Raw genomic sequence first — 15,230 nt, forward strand, 5'->3', positions numbered from 1 at the left:
CCACAGTGCCGGGCTGCTAGCTTTCGCCGCCGGCGAGCAGACCGTCGACCAGGGCTCGGAGGCCGTAGTCGTAGGTGTCCACAGCGGTGAGTTCGACCCAGCGCGGGCCGAGAGCGGCTAGGCGGGGTAGGGTTTCGGGGTCGAGGTCGGCGAAGACCGATTCGCGGTAGGTGGGACGGTTTTCGGCGGCTCGGCGCCCGGATTTGGCGCGAACTATGAGGTCGCCCGCCGTGTAGTGCCAGATCACGCGGTAGGCGTACACGGCCCGGTCGGGACCGAGGCCGCTCGCGATGGCGGCATCGATGATGGTTTCGTTGATCCAGAGCGCCGAGACGCCGAACAGGTCGTCGGAGACGAGGACCTCGACGATCCAGGAGCGTGCGGCGAGCACCTCGTGCATTGCCTTGGCGGCGACGAGGATTCGCTCGCGTGGCGCGTCCGGCAGCGACGGCCAGACCACCTGGTCGGCGTAGTCGTTCAGTAGCAGCCGCAGCAGGTCTTCCTTGTCGTGCACGTGGTGGTAGAGCGCCATCGGGGTGCAGGCGAGTTCGGTGGCCAGGCGACGCATCGTCAGCTTCTCGACGCCATCGGCATCGATGACCGTGTGGGCCGCCGCGAGGATCTCCGGCAGGGAGATGCGCGGGGGCCTTCCGGTGCGGTTGTGCTGCGGCGACGGGTTCGGCATGGGGTCCATCATCGCCCATCGCCGAAGGGATGTGTGGACACGGGACCACTCTGCGGCTAGTTTTTATACGTGTATAAAAACTTGAGTGAGCGGCCAGGAGTCGCCCTGGCGGCCGTGGCCGTCGCACAGTTCATGGTGGCCCTCGATATGGCGGTCGTGAATGTCGCGCTGCCCGCGATCCGCGCCGATCTGGGATTCGCGCCGCTCGAGCTGGCCTGGGTGGTGCACATCTACGCGCTGACCTTCGGCGGGTTCCTGCTGCTCGGTGGCAAAGCCTGCGATCTGTTCGGACGGCGAAGGCTGTTCGCCGCCGGGCTGGTCGTGTTCGGAATCGCCTCGATGGCAGGCGGTTTCGCGCAGGCTCCGTGGCAACTGGTGGCCGCGCGCGCTGTGCAGGGCGTGGCGGCGGCGGGCGTCGCGCCCGCCGCACTCGCCACCCTGACCACCACCTTCACCGAAGGACCCGCCCGGCTGCGGGCGCTCGGCGTGTGGAGCGCGGTGAATGCCGCGGGCGGCGCGATGGGCGTGCTGGTCGGCGGGCTGCTGACCGAGTACGCGAACTGGCGCTGGGTCATGCTGATCAATATCCCGATCGTCGCGATCGCGCTCGCGGCGGTGGCGGCGGGAGTGGCGGCCGATCGTCGCGACCACGCCACCGGCCGCCTGGACGCGCTCGGCGCGGTGCTCGCGACCGCGGGCATCGGCCTGCTGGTGATCGGCGTGGTCCGCACCGATCGCTACGGCTGGACCTCGGGTGTCACGATTGCCACGCTGACCGCGAGCATTGTCGTGCTGGCCTGCTTCCTAGCGGTCGAGGCGCGGGTCGCCACTCCCCTTGTTCGCCTCGGACTGTTCCGCAGTCGCTGGGTCACCGGCGCGAACCTCTTCGTATTCCTCGCCGCCGCAGGACAATTCTCCGCCTTCTACCTGGTGTCGCTGTATATGCAGCAGGTACTGGGGATGAGTGCGGGCGCGACCGGCGCGGCCTTCCTGCCGTTCTCACTGACCGTGATCATCGGCACCGTGGTCGCCACCCGGGTCGGCGCGCGACGCTCACCCAAGTCCGCACTCATCGGCGGCGGCCTGCTCACCGCCGCGGGCATCGGCTGGTTCGCGCTGATCAGTCCCGACGGCGGCTTCGTCACCGACGTGCTCGGACCCTCGCTGGTCGGCGGCTTCGGCCTCGGCCTGTGCCTGGCCCCGGTCGCCGCAGCGGCGACCATGGGCGTCGCGGGACCAGAGGCGGGCATGGCGTCGGGTGTGTTCAACAGCGCACGACAACTCGGCGGCAGCGTCGGCGTCGCCGCGCTGGCCACCATCGCCGCGAGCCGCTCCGGCGCCCGCCTCGATCCCGCCGGACTCAACGACGGCTACGCGCTCGCCCTCGGTATCGCCGCACTCGTGTTCGGCACTGCCGCCCTTGTCGCCGCCGTGGTCCTGCCCGCCGCCCGCCGCGACGCGACAGTCACCCCGAAAGCGCCTCTGGGCGAAGAACTCTCCCCCGCACGTCCATAGCAGTACCCGAGGAAGGAAAACCATGAACAAGACACCGATCGACCTGTTCGACAGCGGCCTGCACTTTCGCCCCGACAGCACTATCCGCGCGGGCGAACGTCGCATGAGCACCGGCTCCGACGGCTGGCAGCTCGCGACATTCCATGTCGAGACCAACGCCGATGTACACGCCGACCACTGGGAAGTCCACCCGTCCTCCGAAGAGGCGGTGTGCTGCCTCTCCGGCGCGATGCGCCTGTACCTGCGACCGGAACATCCCGGCGACGACGAGACCATCGTCGACCTGACCTCCGGCACGGCTTACGTTGTGCCACGCGGCCGTTGGCACCGCATCGAACTCGACCAACCCTCCGACATCATGTCGATCGGGCTGCGCGGGGGCACCCGCCAAGAACCGGTCGCCAGTTCGGTAGCCGAGTAACTTTCGGAGGCACCCCGACAGCGACAGGAATCTCGCTGACTATCGAACGAGGTCCGCGAAGGTGATCTCGCCGAGCACGACATGCTCGAGCTGCAGGAATCCATCGCGATGCAGCCGATGCAGCCGATACTCGGCGGCATGGGCGTCGAGTCTGAACTCACGGACCTCTTCGATGTCGTACTTGGTGTCGAGTGCGATGACCAGGTAGAGCGGAATGCCGGCCCGGGCGTACTGGGCCTTCTTGTCCAGCAAGTCTTCGGCCGCGGTGGATGGAGACGAAACCTCGACCACGATCAACGCATCGCCGGACTCCGGCTTCGCGCCCCGTTCGGGCAAGCACCGGTACACCGTCACATCGGGCCGACGGAACGTGAACTTCGGCACTCGCCACAACACAACATCAATACCGGTCTCCACCCGGATGCACGGCTCGGTGCTCGGCAGCTGCTCCATGGCTCCTGCCAGTCTGCGCGCTACGCGATTGTGCTCCGGTACAGGGGACTCACAGACAATCACGTGCCCGTGCACAACTTCGATCTCGCGCGCCATCGCCTCGGGCAGCTGACGGTACTGCTCCTCGGTCATCTCGTGCGGCAAGTGGCCGGACGGTTCGATGGTCATGATGGAAGCCTACCCAGGCGGCAACCCGATGCGCTGCGGTCCGCAGGACAATGGGTCGGCCTAGGCTGACCGATGCTGGCACCACCGGAGACGCGCCGCGGCGAAAGGGTCACACGATGAAGTCTGTTCGGATAACCCGTGGCTTGGCACTGGCCGCGGCCGTTGTGCTCGCCGGTGGGCTGGCCCTCGGAGTCGTCACCTGGGGGCCTTCGAGCAACGACGAAGACCCCAGCAGCGGCGAACCCGTCACCATCACCCACGCACGTGGCGCGACCACAGTGGAAGGGACTCCGAAAAGGGTTGTCGCGCTGGGTAATCAGTGGATGGATACCGCCTTGGCGCTGGGGGTTACTCCGGTCGGCTATATCGATACGGCCGCGACGGTGCCCAACTCGGCTCCGCCGTGGGAGCCCGACTCACTGAGTGCCGCGGCGGCGTTGAACACCACCGGCGATATCGCCGCGCAGACCGCGGCGCTGGAACCGGATCTGATTCTGGTGGACGGGTTGCTCGCCGATCAGCGGTATTACGACGAGTTGTCCAAGATCGCACCGACGCTGCCCGCGCTGAGCAACGAGGCGATCGCGCCGTGGCGGGATCAGGTGACCGCGCTCGGCTCGGTGCTGCGCAGGACGGATCGGGCGAGCAAGGTCATCGCCGACGTGGATAAGAAGGTCGAGACCATCACACACGCGAACCCCGGGCTGCGGGGCAAGACCGTCGCGAGCACCTGGCTGGCGAGTCCGGCCCAGCTGATAGTGGTCACCGACCCGAACGCCGTCGCCGGTCAGATCTTCACCCAGCTCGGCCTCGGCATTCCGAAGAACCTTGCCGACCAACCGGCCAGTCAGGGCAGGCTGGCGCTGACGCCGGAACACGTCGACGAGCTCACCGCGGATCTGCTGCTGGCGGGCTATTCCCCCGGCATGGACGAAACCTACCGTCAGCTGCCGGGTTTCCGTGAGCTGCCCGCGGTGAAGAAGGGCGCTGTCACCTTCTTGACCATCCAAGAGCTCGGCGGCCTCAACCAGCCGACCGCGCTGTCGGTGCCGTATCTGCTCGACAAGCTGCAGCCCGCGTTCGCCAACGCCGCCAAGTAGGCGATGCCCGCGCACGGGCGCGGTGTCAGCGCACCGGGACCGGCACCGCGATCTCGGCCGGCGCATCCGCCTCGGCGAGCTCATCGCCCTCGTCATGGACGTACTTGTCGCCCGCGAAGTAGGAGGCGGCGGCGGCAAGGAACATCATGACGGCCGCCGCGACGAACACGACGATCAGACCGGAATGGAACGGCCCGGTGAGCAGATGCGGGAAGAACTCCTGGCCGGTCAGGGTATCGGCGTCGACGCCGGGCTTACTCAATTCGCCGGAGGGGCCGAGTAATTCCTGGATCGGGTTGAAGCCGAGGAAGGCGGCGAACATGCTGGCCACCGGGGGCATGCCGGCGAGCTGGGCGGCGGCGTCGGCCGAGACGCCCTGCGCGCGCAGCCCGGAGTCGAGCGCCGCGGGCAGGCCGGCGGCGAGGCCGACGACCATGAGGGAGAAGAAGATTCCCATGGACAGGGCGTTGCCGCCGTTGAACAGCGTGCCGCGCATGCCGGAGGCGGCCCCGCGCTGAGCGGCGGGGACGCTGGACATGATCGCGGCAGTGTTCGGCGAGAAGAACAACCCGCTGCCGATTCCGTTGATCAGGATGATCACCGCGAACAGCCAGTAGTCGAAGTCGACCGGGATCACCAGCAGCAACAGGAAGGTCAGCCCCGCGATCACGGCGCCGCCGGTGGTGAACAGCCTGGCCCCGTAGCGATCCGACAGCCAGCCCGAAATCGGGCCCGCGGCAAGGAATCCCACGGTCAGCGGCAGCAGGTAGATGCCTGCCCACAGCGGGGTCGATGCGAAGTCGTAGCCGTGCAACGGCAGCCAGATGCCCTGCAACCAGATGATCAGCATGAACTGCATGCCACCGCGGCCGATGGAGACCATGAGGTTGGCGAAGTTGCCGAAGCCGAACGCCCGGTTGCGGAACAAGGCCAGATTGAACATCGGATCGGCGATCCGACTCTCCACCACACAGAACACTCCGAGCAGCACGATGCCGCCGATCACCGCAGACAGCACCCACGGGCTGTACCAACCCGTGGCGTGCCCACCGTAGGGCTGGATGCCATAGGTGATGCCGGTGAGCAACGCGGTCAAGCCGAGCCCGAAGAGGATGGTGCCCGTCCAGTCCACCGCGCCTTCGGAGCGCACACCGACCTCGTGCAGCGACCGGTAGGACCAGACCGCGCCGAGGATGCCGATCGGGACGCTCACCCAGAACACCGCGCGCCAATCCCACTCCGACAGCACCCCGCCGATGAGCAGGCCGAGAAACGACCCTGCCACCGCGGCGACCATATTGATGCCGAGCGCGGTGCCACGCTGATTCGAGGGGAAGGCGTCGGTGAGGATCGCCGAGGAGTTGGCCATGAGCATGGCCCCGCCGACGCCCTGCACGACCCGCCAGACGATGATCCACATCGCCCCGGACCCGCCGTCCCATGGATCGAAGGACAGCGCGATCGCACAGAGTGCGAACACCGCGAAGCCGAGGTTATAGATGCGCACGCGTCCGAAGATGTCGCCGAGCCGCCCGAACATCACCACGAGCACGGCCGTCGCCAGCAGGTACCCCATCAGAATCCAGAGCAGGTAGCCGACATTTCCCGCATCGAGCGGGTTCAGACCGATGCCGCGGAAGATCGCGGGCAGCGAGATCAGCACGATCGAGGAATTGATCGCGGTGAGCAGCACGCCGAGGGTGGTGTTGGTCAGGACGATCCACTTGTAGCGCGGATGGTCCCGGTCGTAGCGCAACCGGCGGCGGATGGTTCGGACATCGCCGAGGTCGAGATCGGTGGATGGATTCGTCACGGCAGCCCCTCGCAGAAATATTAGCTCCGCAAACTATATAGTTAGCGGATGTAACGATCAAGTCGATGTCCCACCCTTCGGACGCGCACCTGCTCATCGAATCCGGCAGCAAGATAGGTTAGCCTTGGCTGATTTAATGCTGGTGGCTCGAAGGAGTCGAGTCGAGGAAGCTCCTCGACGAAGGAGGGTTCAACCATGAAGTCTGTTCGAGCATCCCGCAGGTGGGCGCGCGCGACGGTGGCCGTGCTGGCCGGCGCCCTCGCCCTCGGCGTCACCGCGTGCGGATCGTCCAGCGACGATTCGAGCTCGGGCGGCTCCTCGGTCACCATCACCCACGCTCGCGGGGAGACCACCATCGAGGGCACTCCCCAGAAGATCGTCGCGCTCGGCAACCAGTGGCTCGACACCACACTGGCGCTCGGTGTGACACCGATCGGCTACGTCGACAATGTCGCAGTCATGTCGAAGAGCGCGCCACCGTGGCAACCGAAAACGCTGGAGTCCGCGAAGGTATTGAACGCCTCGGGCAATCTGGTCGAGCAAGTCGCCGCGCTGGAGCCCGATCTCATTCTGGTCGACACTTTCATCGCCGACCAGAAGACCTACGACGAGCTCTCCCATATCGCAGCGACCCTCCCCGGACTCACCAAGGAGGCCATCACCCCGTGGCAGGACCAGGTCACCGCGCTCGGTAAGGCACTGCACAAACAGGACGAAGCGACCGAGGTGATCGCGAAGGTGGACGCGAAGATCACCGCGATCACCGCGGCGAACCCAGGCCTGAAGGGCAAGACCTTCGCGAGCACCTGGCTGGCAGGCCCCACGCAGTTGATGGTGTTGACCGACCCGAACGACGGCTCCTCCAAGGTGTTCACTCAACTCGGCCTCAGCATCCCCAAGAACCTCACCGACCTGCCCGCCAACCAGGGGCGCCTCGCGCTCTCCCCGGAACGCGTCAACGAACTCACCTCCGACGTGCTGTTGGCCGGCTACTCCACCGGTCTGGACGAGAAGTACCGGCAGCTGCCGGGCTACGCCGAGCTGCCCGCGGTGAAGAAAGGCTCGGTCGTATTCCTCACCACCCAGGAGATCAGCGCGGTGAACCAGCCGACCGCGCTTTCGGTGCCCTACATCCTGGACAAGCTCGAACCTGCCTTCGCCACCGCGGCGAAATAGGCAGCGCGCCAGTCATTTCGATCCCACAAGCAGAGGTTCGCGATTTTGCCCGCCGTCACATATCCCGACCAGACCAGATTCGCGCTGCGTGACGGTGTCACCTGCCTGACAACGACCGCGGGCGCGGTGCTGCTGAATCCGCCGCGCGACGAGAAGCTGGTCGGCCTGGCCGCCGGTCAAATCCAGGCACTCGAGACACTGAACCGCGGGCCCGCGACCGTCTCCGAAATGTCAGCGGCGGCGGGCGGCGACGACGTCGCCGGGCTGATGGACCGGCTCGCCGACGGCGGCTGGCTCTCGGTCACGGTGCGCGATGGCGGGCGCGATCTCTACACCGTCCGGCCATTCGGACAGCCCGCGCCCCGCCCGACCACCCCGTTGTCCTGGTCCGCGACGTTGTCCACATTCGCAGTGCTGCACCGGGACTCGAAGGGTTTCGTGCTCGAGCACCCACGGGCCTGGTGCGATCTGCGCATCCATGATCCGCGGCTGCTCGCCCTGCTCGACGGGCCGGGCGCGGCCGACGCCAATCTGCCGGTCGGCGTCAAGGCGCAGTTCGCCGAGGACCTGCACTGGTGCGGATTCCTGGTGTCGGACGCGGACGCGGAGGACCGCGAATTCAGCACGCGCAGTTGGAGCCTGCCCGACCTGTGGTTCCACCGTCGCAGCACGCTCGGCGAGCGCACCGTCACCTGGGAGCATTTCGGCCCGACCAAGTGGGCGAAGGGGCAGTTCCCGCAGCCGCCCGCCCGCAAGGCGAACTACCCGGGCGAGGCGGTGGCGTTGCCGGTCCCAGATCTGGCGGCGAACCGTGTCGAGGATCCGACGCTGACGGCCGTCCTGGAGGACCGGGTCTCGACCAGGACCTTCGACGATGCGCTCCCGATCACCATCGCGCAGCTGGCCGAATTGCTGTATCGCACAGCCAGAACGCGGAGCACCGGACCGGCGGACGGGGGCGAAGAGCTGCTCTCACGGCCCTATCCGTCGGGCGGCAGTGTCTACGAACTCGAGCTCTATCCGGTGGTGCGCAATGTCGCGGGACTGGCGCCGGGTATGTACCACTACGACTCGTTCGAGCATGTGCTGCGCCCCGTGGCCACGGCGGATTCGCCTGCGGTGGCACAACTCTTGAAGTCCACGTCGGCAACGTTGCCCCAGGGCGCCGAACCCCAGGTGCTCGTGGTCATGGCGGCCCGTTGCGGCCGGGTGATGTGGACCTACGAGCAGGTCGCCTATGCCACGATCCTCAAGGATGTCGGCGTGCTGATGCAGACGATCTACCTGACGGTGACCGCCATGGGGTTGGGTGCGTGCGCCCAAGGTTTCTGCGACACAGCGGCTTTCGCAGCCGCCGCGGGCGTGGACGAATTGGAGGAGTGCAGCGTCGGCAGCATGATCATCGGTTCCCCCGCGCCACGCTGAATCGCTGTCAATCCAGCAGGACTACACAAACGAGGTCCCAGCGCCCGTGCGCTGGGACCTCGGCTGTTTGTCATGCGGCAGCCTCAGAGCTGGGCAAGAACCTCCTCGTCGCTCATGGCCGCGATTTCCAGGTACAACCGCGCGACCGCGGCCAGTCGATCCGGCTCACCACGCCCGGTTTCCCGATCCACCAAACGAGTGGCGAGTCCGGCGACGGTGCGGGCCGCGAAGATGTCCGCGACCAGCGCGTGATCGACATCGAGCCATTCACGCACCCGGGCAATGACCGTGGTGGCAAGCACCGAATCGCCTCCGAGCCCGAAGAAGTCGTCGCGCACACCCACCGAATCGACGCCGAGCACCCCGGCGACAATATCGACCAGCGCCGCCTCGACGTCATTGCCCGGAACGCCGTCGTGGGCATCTGCGGCGTCGGGTTCGAGCAGCGCTACCACCGCCCGCCGGTCCAGTTTGGCGTTGGCGGTCAGCGGCATCTGCTCGAGGAATTCGATCCTGGTCGGAATCATGTAGCCCGGCAACAGGTCCGATAGGGCGGAGGTGATATCGCCGATCTCGTCCGGATCACCCGTGATCGCGGCGACCAGCTTAGGCGCGCCCGTACCGACCACCGCCGCGACGGCATGCCGGACCCCGGACACAGTGCGCAACGCGGTCTCCACCTCTCCCAGCTCGACCCGGTAGCCGCGGATCTGCACCTGATGATCGGCGCGACCGAGGAATTCGACGGTGCCGTCGGGCCAGTACCTCGCCATATCGCCGGTCTTATACCAGCGGACACCTTCGAATTCGACAAATCGCTGCGCGGTTCGCTCCGGATCATTGCGGTAGCCAGTGGCCACATTCGCACCACCTACCCAGAGTTCACCGGGCACCCAATCCGGGCAGTCCCGTCCCGACAGTGCGACGACCCGGCATCGGACATTGCGCAGTGGAACACCGAACGGCACCGTCACCCAGTGCGCGGGGGGTGCACCGACGACCTCGCAGACGGTGCTGTGAATCGCGGTCTCGGTCGCGCCACCCAGCCCGGAGAATCGGCAGCCAGGTACTTGGCGGGCCAACCGGCGAGCCAGGTCGGCGCCGACCCAGTCACCGCCGAGAATGACCGCGCGCAGGGAGTCACCCAGATTGTCCCCACCGATCTGCAGGATCGTGTCCAGCATGCTCGGCACACAGTTGATAATCGAAACCCGGTGGCGGCGAAGTAGTTCCACCCACGTGGTCGGCTCGGCACGCTGGTGCGGATCGACGGCGACCACCGCGCCACCCACCGAGAGCAAGCCGAAGATGTCGTATACCGAGAGATCGAATTCCAGGGCGGACAACCCGAAGGACCGGTCGGCGCTGCCCACATCGAACCATTCGTTGATCGCGTCGATAATGTTCATCGCCGCGCGGTGCGGGACCTCGACGCCCTTGGGCACGCCGGTCGAGCCGGAGGTGAAAAGCACGTAGGCGATCTGTTCGGTATCTGGACAGACCGGCCCATCGAGCGGTCGCGGATATGTACCGGCCGCGCCGATCGGCACGCACGGGATGGGTACGCCCACATCCGCACCCTCGACCACCAGCGCGGCGACAACCTCACCGGTGCGCAAGATCTCGGCGCGGCGGCCGACCGGCTGATCGAATCCGATCGGCACGTAGGTCGCGCCGACCGCGAGTACGCCGAGCACGGCCACGATCTGGTCCGGCCCCTTGGGCAGCTGAACAGCGACCGCGTCACCGGGGCACACGCCCTCGGCGTGCAGGGCGCCCGCGACCGCAAGCGCTCGCGCGGCCAGTTCCCCGTAGCTCCATGCGCCTGCGCCGTCGCCGAGCCCCCACACCACCGCGGGAAGATCGGCATCGGCCGCGGCGTGCTCGAAGAAGCCCTGGTGCAGGCAGCGTCCGCTGACCGGTCCGTCCGTCGCGTTGACCGCGGCACGCACCTCGGCCTGGGCGACCGGCAGCCGCACCGCGGCCTCCGCGTTCCACCCCGCGTCGCCGTCGCCGAGCCGTCCGATGGCCGCGGTGTACCTGGCGAACATCGCATCGACCATGCCTGCGGGGAACGCGTCCTCGCGGACGTCCCAGTTCAGTAGCAATCCGCCGCGCACCTCGGTGACCTGGGCGTCCAGCAGCACCTGCGGGCCCTGCGAGATGATCCACACCGGCTCGCCGAAGGTCTCGGTGACCCGGTCGGCGAACAGTTCACCCAGGTTCAGCGCGCTGGTGTAGACCACAGGGGCGAGTACCGGTTCGCCACGGTGCCTGCCGAGATCGCGCAACACCTCTAGCCCGGAATAGGCTGTGTGCGCGCCGCTTTCATGCATGCTGCGCTGTAGCGCACGGGCGCGGTCGGTCACGGACATGTTCTCGGTGACGTCGACCTCGAGCATGATCGACGAGGTGAAGTCACCGATCAGCCTGTCGATATCGGGATGGACCGGTTCCCGATGGAACAGCGGCACATTCAGCAAGAACCGACTCTGCGCCGACCAACCGCCGATGGTCTCGGCGAAGACCGCGGCCAGCGCCATGGCCGGGGTGATGCCGCGCTCGTGCGCGGCGGCGAGCAGACGCTGCTTGGCCTCCGGCGCCAACCAGTGGTCGTAGCGGACGGTGCGGTGCGGTGCCGTGCGCTCCGCGACCGGGACGGTGGGCAGCTCGGGCGCGCCGGGCAATTCGGGCAGTCGCCGCTGCCACCACTGCCGGTCGCGCTCGCGGACCGCGGTGTCCTCCTGACGTTCGGTGCGATAGCGCTGGTAGCTATAGCCGGGGACCGGCAACTGCGCACCGTGATACAGCTCGGCCAGGTCGGAGATGAGGACGCGGTAGCTCATCGCGTCGCCGGCCAGCATGTCGACGTCCAGGTGCAGCCGCGTGTGGTCGGCATCGCGCAGGGTCAGCGTGATGTCGATGACCTGGCCGTCTTCGATGGCGAGGCGCTGATGTGTCTTGTGGTCACGCAACTCGGCCAGTGTGGCCTCGGCGGCCGCTGGGGCGTGGTCGCGCAGGTCGACGACGGTGAACACAGGCTTGCCCGGTGCGGACATGGTCTGCTGTGTGCCGTCCGGCAGGAATCTGGTGCGCAGCATGGGATGCACCGCTATCAGCTCGGCCACCGCCCGCTCCAGCCGCGCGGGATCGATACGGCCGCCGTCGAATTCGACGTAGAGATGGGCCGCGACGCCGCCGAGCTCCTGTTCATCGGAGCGACCGATCCAGTACGCATGCTGCATCGTCGCCAGCGGGAAGGGCGTGTCATCGCCCACTGCCTCGGCGGGCGTCGGCTCGGCGGACCCGACCTCGGCGACCGACTCGGTCTCGGCCGACTCTGTTCCGAGCAGGTCGTGCCAGGACGCCACCGTTGGATTGGCCGCGAGCTGGGCGAAGTTGATGTCGGCCCCCCGCTTGCGCCACCCGCCCGCCAGCTTCATGGTGCGGATCGAGTCCAGCCCCAATTGGATGAGGTCGTCGTGATCGGCGATATCTGCGGCCGTCAGCCCGATTTGGCCTGCCACCGCGGCCCGGATCTCCTCCTTGCCGATCCCCGCCGTGCCGTCCCCCGGCCGCTGTGCCGACTCCATGCCGCTGCCACTCCTTGTCTGTCGCCGCCTCCGGCGAATCGAGACTGTTCAGCCGTAGCTTAACCCAACGAGATAGGGTTGCCTAACCTACATAAGGAGACTCTTCTCATGCGGTGCGAGCACCGCGCACTGGCCGGGCGCTCGGCCCGCGACTCGGCTCCGCACCGAATTCCTGGCCGACAAGTCCCACGACCGACCAGGCCGGCGCCCAGTTGACCAGGCGGCCGGGACACGATGTCCTCGACAAGCAGCCATCGGGCGATCGCGACGATGCCCACGACGATCGGGCACGCTCAACGCGCCTGTGCGGTCATCGATTCGGCACTCCCCTGGCGCCGCCGACCCGCGGCCACGCACGCGATAGTGCCAGCAGATGGCCGAGATCAGCGGACAAATCTTCGCCGCCGAGCAGGAAGAGATCGGTGGCCTGCCCGCTCGCGGCGGGTGCGGCACCGCTGGCCTTCTGGTGCACCGCGCGTGCCACCAGTCGCGCATAGCCTGCGGCGCCCTGATACTCGGAGCTGCCTTCGGGCGGTGCATATCGGCGCAGATGCAGCAATGCGTCCCGGATTTCGACAACCATGCGATACAGCTGGGCACGCGGGTCGGCGACGTGACCGACTTCTGAGCGCATCGCGATCTCCGGCACCGCGTCGGTGAGATCGCGCCACAGCGGCCGCAGTCGCCGCAGATCCCTTCCGGCACGATCCAAGCCGCACCGAGTCAGCAGCCCGTTCAGCAACGGCATCGCCGTGATGCCGGGGACCAGAATGCCGAAAGCACAAGACACGACGCCCCATTGGACAGCCGAGCCGCCGGGCGCGACCTGGTCTCGGATCTGCCACAGTGCCCGAATCGCAGCGAAGTACCAGCCGACCGCGAGTATCAGCAGTGCACCGTAGGCCACCAGTTCCCGCAGCCTGGCACCGCCGCGCAGTTCACGGATGCACGCGCGGATAAGCAGGGTGGCTGCCACCGTGGTCGGCACATTGAAGATCGCCCAGTAACACGCCGCCCGCCACCAGAACCCGGCTCCGGTGTAGTCCATAGGCTGGCCGATGACCAGTATCGCGCCGCCGCCGAGCACCCCGACGGCGTCATAGCGCCGCTGTCGAAGCCGAGCGGTGCCCGGGTCCGCACCAGCGAACATTCCAGCAAGACCGTAGAGGTTCGCCACGGCTATCGGGCACAGTGCGAGAAAGATCAGATGGCACATCTCGGCTGCCCCGAACCAGACGCCGAATTGGGCGACAATGACATCGAGGCTCACCCAACTCAGCGCCCGGTTGATGAGTCGATCGGCCACACTGTCGTCGGCGAACCGCCAGCGTGCGACGGTCACGACGCAGACAACGACAACGGTGAGCACGGCGAGCCAGGTCGGCGCCGGGGTGTTCATCGGCGCCCTCCATGCATCGCCCAAGTGACCATTTACCGACCGGACATGGGTTTCCGGTCTGTTTCACAGCAGTTGTCGCGGCAGGCGAAGACGACGACACCGGGATGCTCGGCCGCCTGGCCTACGGTAGTTGGCCAGGGGATCCGGACGCGGAGAACCATCAGCGTGCCATGGTGACTCTCATGTTCGCCAACGCGGCGACGTAGCCGCAGGCTATCCGCTGTAGAGGCCCGTGCGAGCCGCGATGCTCGCACGGGCCCTCGGCCATTCGTGCGCCAATTCGAGTAGCTGGCGCAATTCCTGGGCACGATCCCGGCCGCCAGGAGCCACGATGGCGCCGACATGGGCGCTCTGTCGGACCGGATGCCCCTCGGCTCTGGCGTGTACGGCATGCGCGATCCGGTGGGCGTAGCCGCTGACGTCGTCGGCCGGGGGGCCTTCTCGCCCGGGTATCGAGGCCGGGACGTACGGCTTCAAACGCAGTAGCGCGTCCTGGATCTCTACCGTCATCCGATAGAGCCGTGAGGCCGAACTGCTGTCGATCGCATCGCTGTGGCGAAGGACGACTTCCGGCACGGCAGTGGTCAGATCCCGCCACAGCGGTCGCAGCCGACGACAGCGCCAACCGAACCGATCCAGCTCTACTCGCGTCAGCACCGCGCTGAACAGTGGTATCGCGGTCAACGCTGTGACGAGCAGTAGGCACAACACTGCCGTAATTGCCCATATGTTCCCGGGATTGCTCGGCGAGGTCCCGTACGCCGCGCGGGCCACGGTGATGAATGCCGACACCGTCCAGTAGGACGCGAGGACGAACAGAACCGAATACGTCAGCTTCTCTTTCACCGTATGGCCGGCGGTTCGCAGTTCACGCAGACTGGCTCGCGCGATCAGGAAGCCGCTTACCGCGAGCGGAATTTCGGACAGCAGCCAGACGAACTCGTCGATGTCGAGACGCAGTACACGCTGGGCGACCGGCGAAATCGCCAGCGTCAGTGTCGCAATGAGAGCAGCGATGACACCGTAGATCTTCTGACTTCGGCGCACCGCCTCCGGGTCCGCGCCGTCGACCAGTTGGCCGACACCGACGACCACGGCGGCGGTCATCAGCCCACAGCACAGGAACAGCCGCTGCCCCAGCGCGGCAGACCCAACCCGCGCGGCGGCCGTATAGAGCACGAGGCCGACGAGGTCCCATGCCCAGGCACGATTGATCAGGCGGTCGGTGATGGTGTCGGCGACGAGAAACCAGCGCCCGACCGAGACCACCGCGACGACCACGATGACCGACAGCATCATCGAAAAAGGTACGGAATCCATCGCGGTCGACCATAGGTGGCCACTGCCGACCTGACCAATCGTCGAACGGCAGGCTCCGCGGGGGGGGGGGGGGCGGCCCCCGCCCCCCCCCGCGGGGGGGCGGGGGGTGGGGCGCTGGGGGCGCCCCGGGGCCGGGCGCGGGGGGGGCGGCCCCCCGGCGCC

General features: G+C 67.2%; 11 protein-coding genes. 5 read left to right on the plus strand and 6 right to left on the minus strand.

Annotated features, from left to right (window positions below; translation table 11 throughout):
* Nucleotides 1-16 precede the first annotated feature (16 nt).
* On the minus strand, nucleotides 17-685 hold the full coding sequence (locus ACFU4Z_RS01845) for a TetR/AcrR family transcriptional regulator (RefSeq protein ID WP_379058871.1): 669 nt from the start codon (nucleotides 683-685) through the stop codon (nucleotides 17-19).
* 69 nt (nucleotides 686-754) lie between these two features.
* On the opposite strand from ACFU4Z_RS01845, the gene ACFU4Z_RS01850 reads away from it, so the two are divergent.
* On the plus strand, nucleotides 755-2,200 hold the full coding sequence (locus tag ACFU4Z_RS01850) for an MFS transporter (RefSeq protein ID WP_379058873.1): 1,446 nt from the start codon (nucleotides 755-757) through the stop codon (nucleotides 2,198-2,200).
* A gap of 22 nt (nucleotides 2,201-2,222) precedes the next feature.
* Nucleotides 2,223-2,621: a cupin gene (locus ACFU4Z_RS01855; protein WP_379058876.1), complete on the plus strand. Its 399-nt coding sequence runs from the start codon at nucleotides 2,223-2,225 to the stop codon at nucleotides 2,619-2,621.
* A gap of 39 nt (nucleotides 2,622-2,660) precedes the next feature.
* Here the strand turns inward: ACFU4Z_RS01855 and ACFU4Z_RS01860 are convergent, their stop codons facing one another.
* Complete coding sequence (locus tag ACFU4Z_RS01860; RefSeq protein WP_379058879.1) at nucleotides 2,661-3,242, minus strand: Uma2 family endonuclease; 582 nt, start codon at nucleotides 3,240-3,242, stop codon at nucleotides 2,661-2,663.
* Between the two features lie 116 nt (nucleotides 3,243-3,358).
* Between ACFU4Z_RS01860 and ACFU4Z_RS01865 the strand changes: the two genes are divergently transcribed.
* The gene (locus ACFU4Z_RS01865) at nucleotides 3,359-4,342 is read left to right on the plus strand and encodes an ABC transporter substrate-binding protein (RefSeq protein WP_379058881.1); all 984 of its coding nucleotides are present in this window, start codon (nucleotides 3,359-3,361) and stop codon (nucleotides 4,340-4,342) included.
* A 25-nt stretch (nucleotides 4,343-4,367) separates the two neighbouring features.
* Here the strand turns inward: ACFU4Z_RS01865 and ACFU4Z_RS01870 are convergent, their stop codons facing one another.
* Nucleotides 4,368-6,155 (minus strand): MFS transporter, encoded by a 1,788-nt coding sequence (locus ACFU4Z_RS01870; protein ID WP_379058883.1) that lies wholly within the window; start codon nucleotides 6,153-6,155, stop codon nucleotides 4,368-4,370.
* Nucleotides 6,156-6,350: 195 nt separating this feature from the next.
* On the opposite strand from ACFU4Z_RS01870, the gene ACFU4Z_RS01875 reads away from it, so the two are divergent.
* Both ACFU4Z_RS01875 and ACFU4Z_RS01880 read left to right on the plus strand, forming a co-directional pair.
* The gene (locus ACFU4Z_RS01875; protein WP_379058886.1) at nucleotides 6,351-7,331 is read left to right on the plus strand and encodes an ABC transporter substrate-binding protein; all 981 of its coding nucleotides are present in this window, start codon (nucleotides 6,351-6,353) and stop codon (nucleotides 7,329-7,331) included.
* Nucleotides 7,332-7,376: 45 nt separating this feature from the next.
* The gene (locus ACFU4Z_RS01880; protein ID WP_379058888.1) at nucleotides 7,377-8,756 is read left to right on the plus strand and encodes a SagB family peptide dehydrogenase; all 1,380 of its coding nucleotides are present in this window, start codon (nucleotides 7,377-7,379) and stop codon (nucleotides 8,754-8,756) included.
* A gap of 83 nt (nucleotides 8,757-8,839) precedes the next feature.
* Here ACFU4Z_RS01880 and ACFU4Z_RS01885 read toward each other — a convergent pair whose 3' ends face one another.
* From ACFU4Z_RS01885 to ACFU4Z_RS01895, 3 genes are all read right to left on the minus strand, one after another.
* Complete coding sequence (locus ACFU4Z_RS01885) at nucleotides 8,840-12,349, minus strand: amino acid adenylation domain-containing protein (protein WP_379058891.1); 3,510 nt, start codon at nucleotides 12,347-12,349, stop codon at nucleotides 8,840-8,842.
* A 310-nt stretch (nucleotides 12,350-12,659) separates the two neighbouring features.
* Nucleotides 12,660-13,748 (minus strand): MAB_1171c family putative transporter, encoded by a 1,089-nt coding sequence (locus ACFU4Z_RS01890; protein WP_379058894.1) that lies wholly within the window; start codon nucleotides 13,746-13,748, stop codon nucleotides 12,660-12,662.
* Between the two features lie 213 nt (nucleotides 13,749-13,961).
* Complete coding sequence (locus ACFU4Z_RS01895) at nucleotides 13,962-15,068, minus strand: MAB_1171c family putative transporter (RefSeq protein ID WP_379058897.1); 1,107 nt, start codon at nucleotides 15,066-15,068, stop codon at nucleotides 13,962-13,964.
* Nucleotides 15,069-15,230: the final 162 nt, after the last annotated feature.

Source organism: Nocardia sp. NPDC057440 (genome assembly GCF_042802915.1).
Lineage (GTDB): Bacteria > Actinomycetota > Actinomycetes > Mycobacteriales > Mycobacteriaceae > Nocardia.

Coding starts and splice junctions, on each gene's coding strand:
- ACFU4Z_RS01845 (WP_379058871.1), bottom strand. CDS start 685: ATGCCGAACCCGTCGCCGCAGCACAACCGCACCGGAAGGCCCCCGCGC.
- ACFU4Z_RS01855 (WP_379058876.1), top strand. CDS start 2,223: ATGAACAAGACACCGATCGACCTGTTCGACAGCGGCCTGCACTTTCGC.
- ACFU4Z_RS01860 (WP_379058879.1), bottom strand. CDS start 3,242: ATGACCATCGAACCGTCCGGCCACTTGCCGCACGAGATGACCGAGGAG.
- ACFU4Z_RS01865 (WP_379058881.1), top strand. CDS start 3,359: ATGAAGTCTGTTCGGATAACCCGTGGCTTGGCACTGGCCGCGGCCGTT.
- ACFU4Z_RS01875 (WP_379058886.1), top strand. CDS start 6,351: ATGAAGTCTGTTCGAGCATCCCGCAGGTGGGCGCGCGCGACGGTGGCC.
- ACFU4Z_RS01885 (WP_379058891.1), bottom strand. CDS start 12,349: ATGGAGTCGGCACAGCGGCCGGGGGACGGCACGGCGGGGATCGGCAAG.
- ACFU4Z_RS01890 (WP_379058894.1), bottom strand. CDS start 13,748: ATGAACACCCCGGCGCCGACCTGGCTCGCCGTGCTCACCGTTGTCGTT.
- ACFU4Z_RS01895 (WP_379058897.1), bottom strand. CDS start 15,068: ATGGATTCCGTACCTTTTTCGATGATGCTGTCGGTCATCGTGGTCGTC.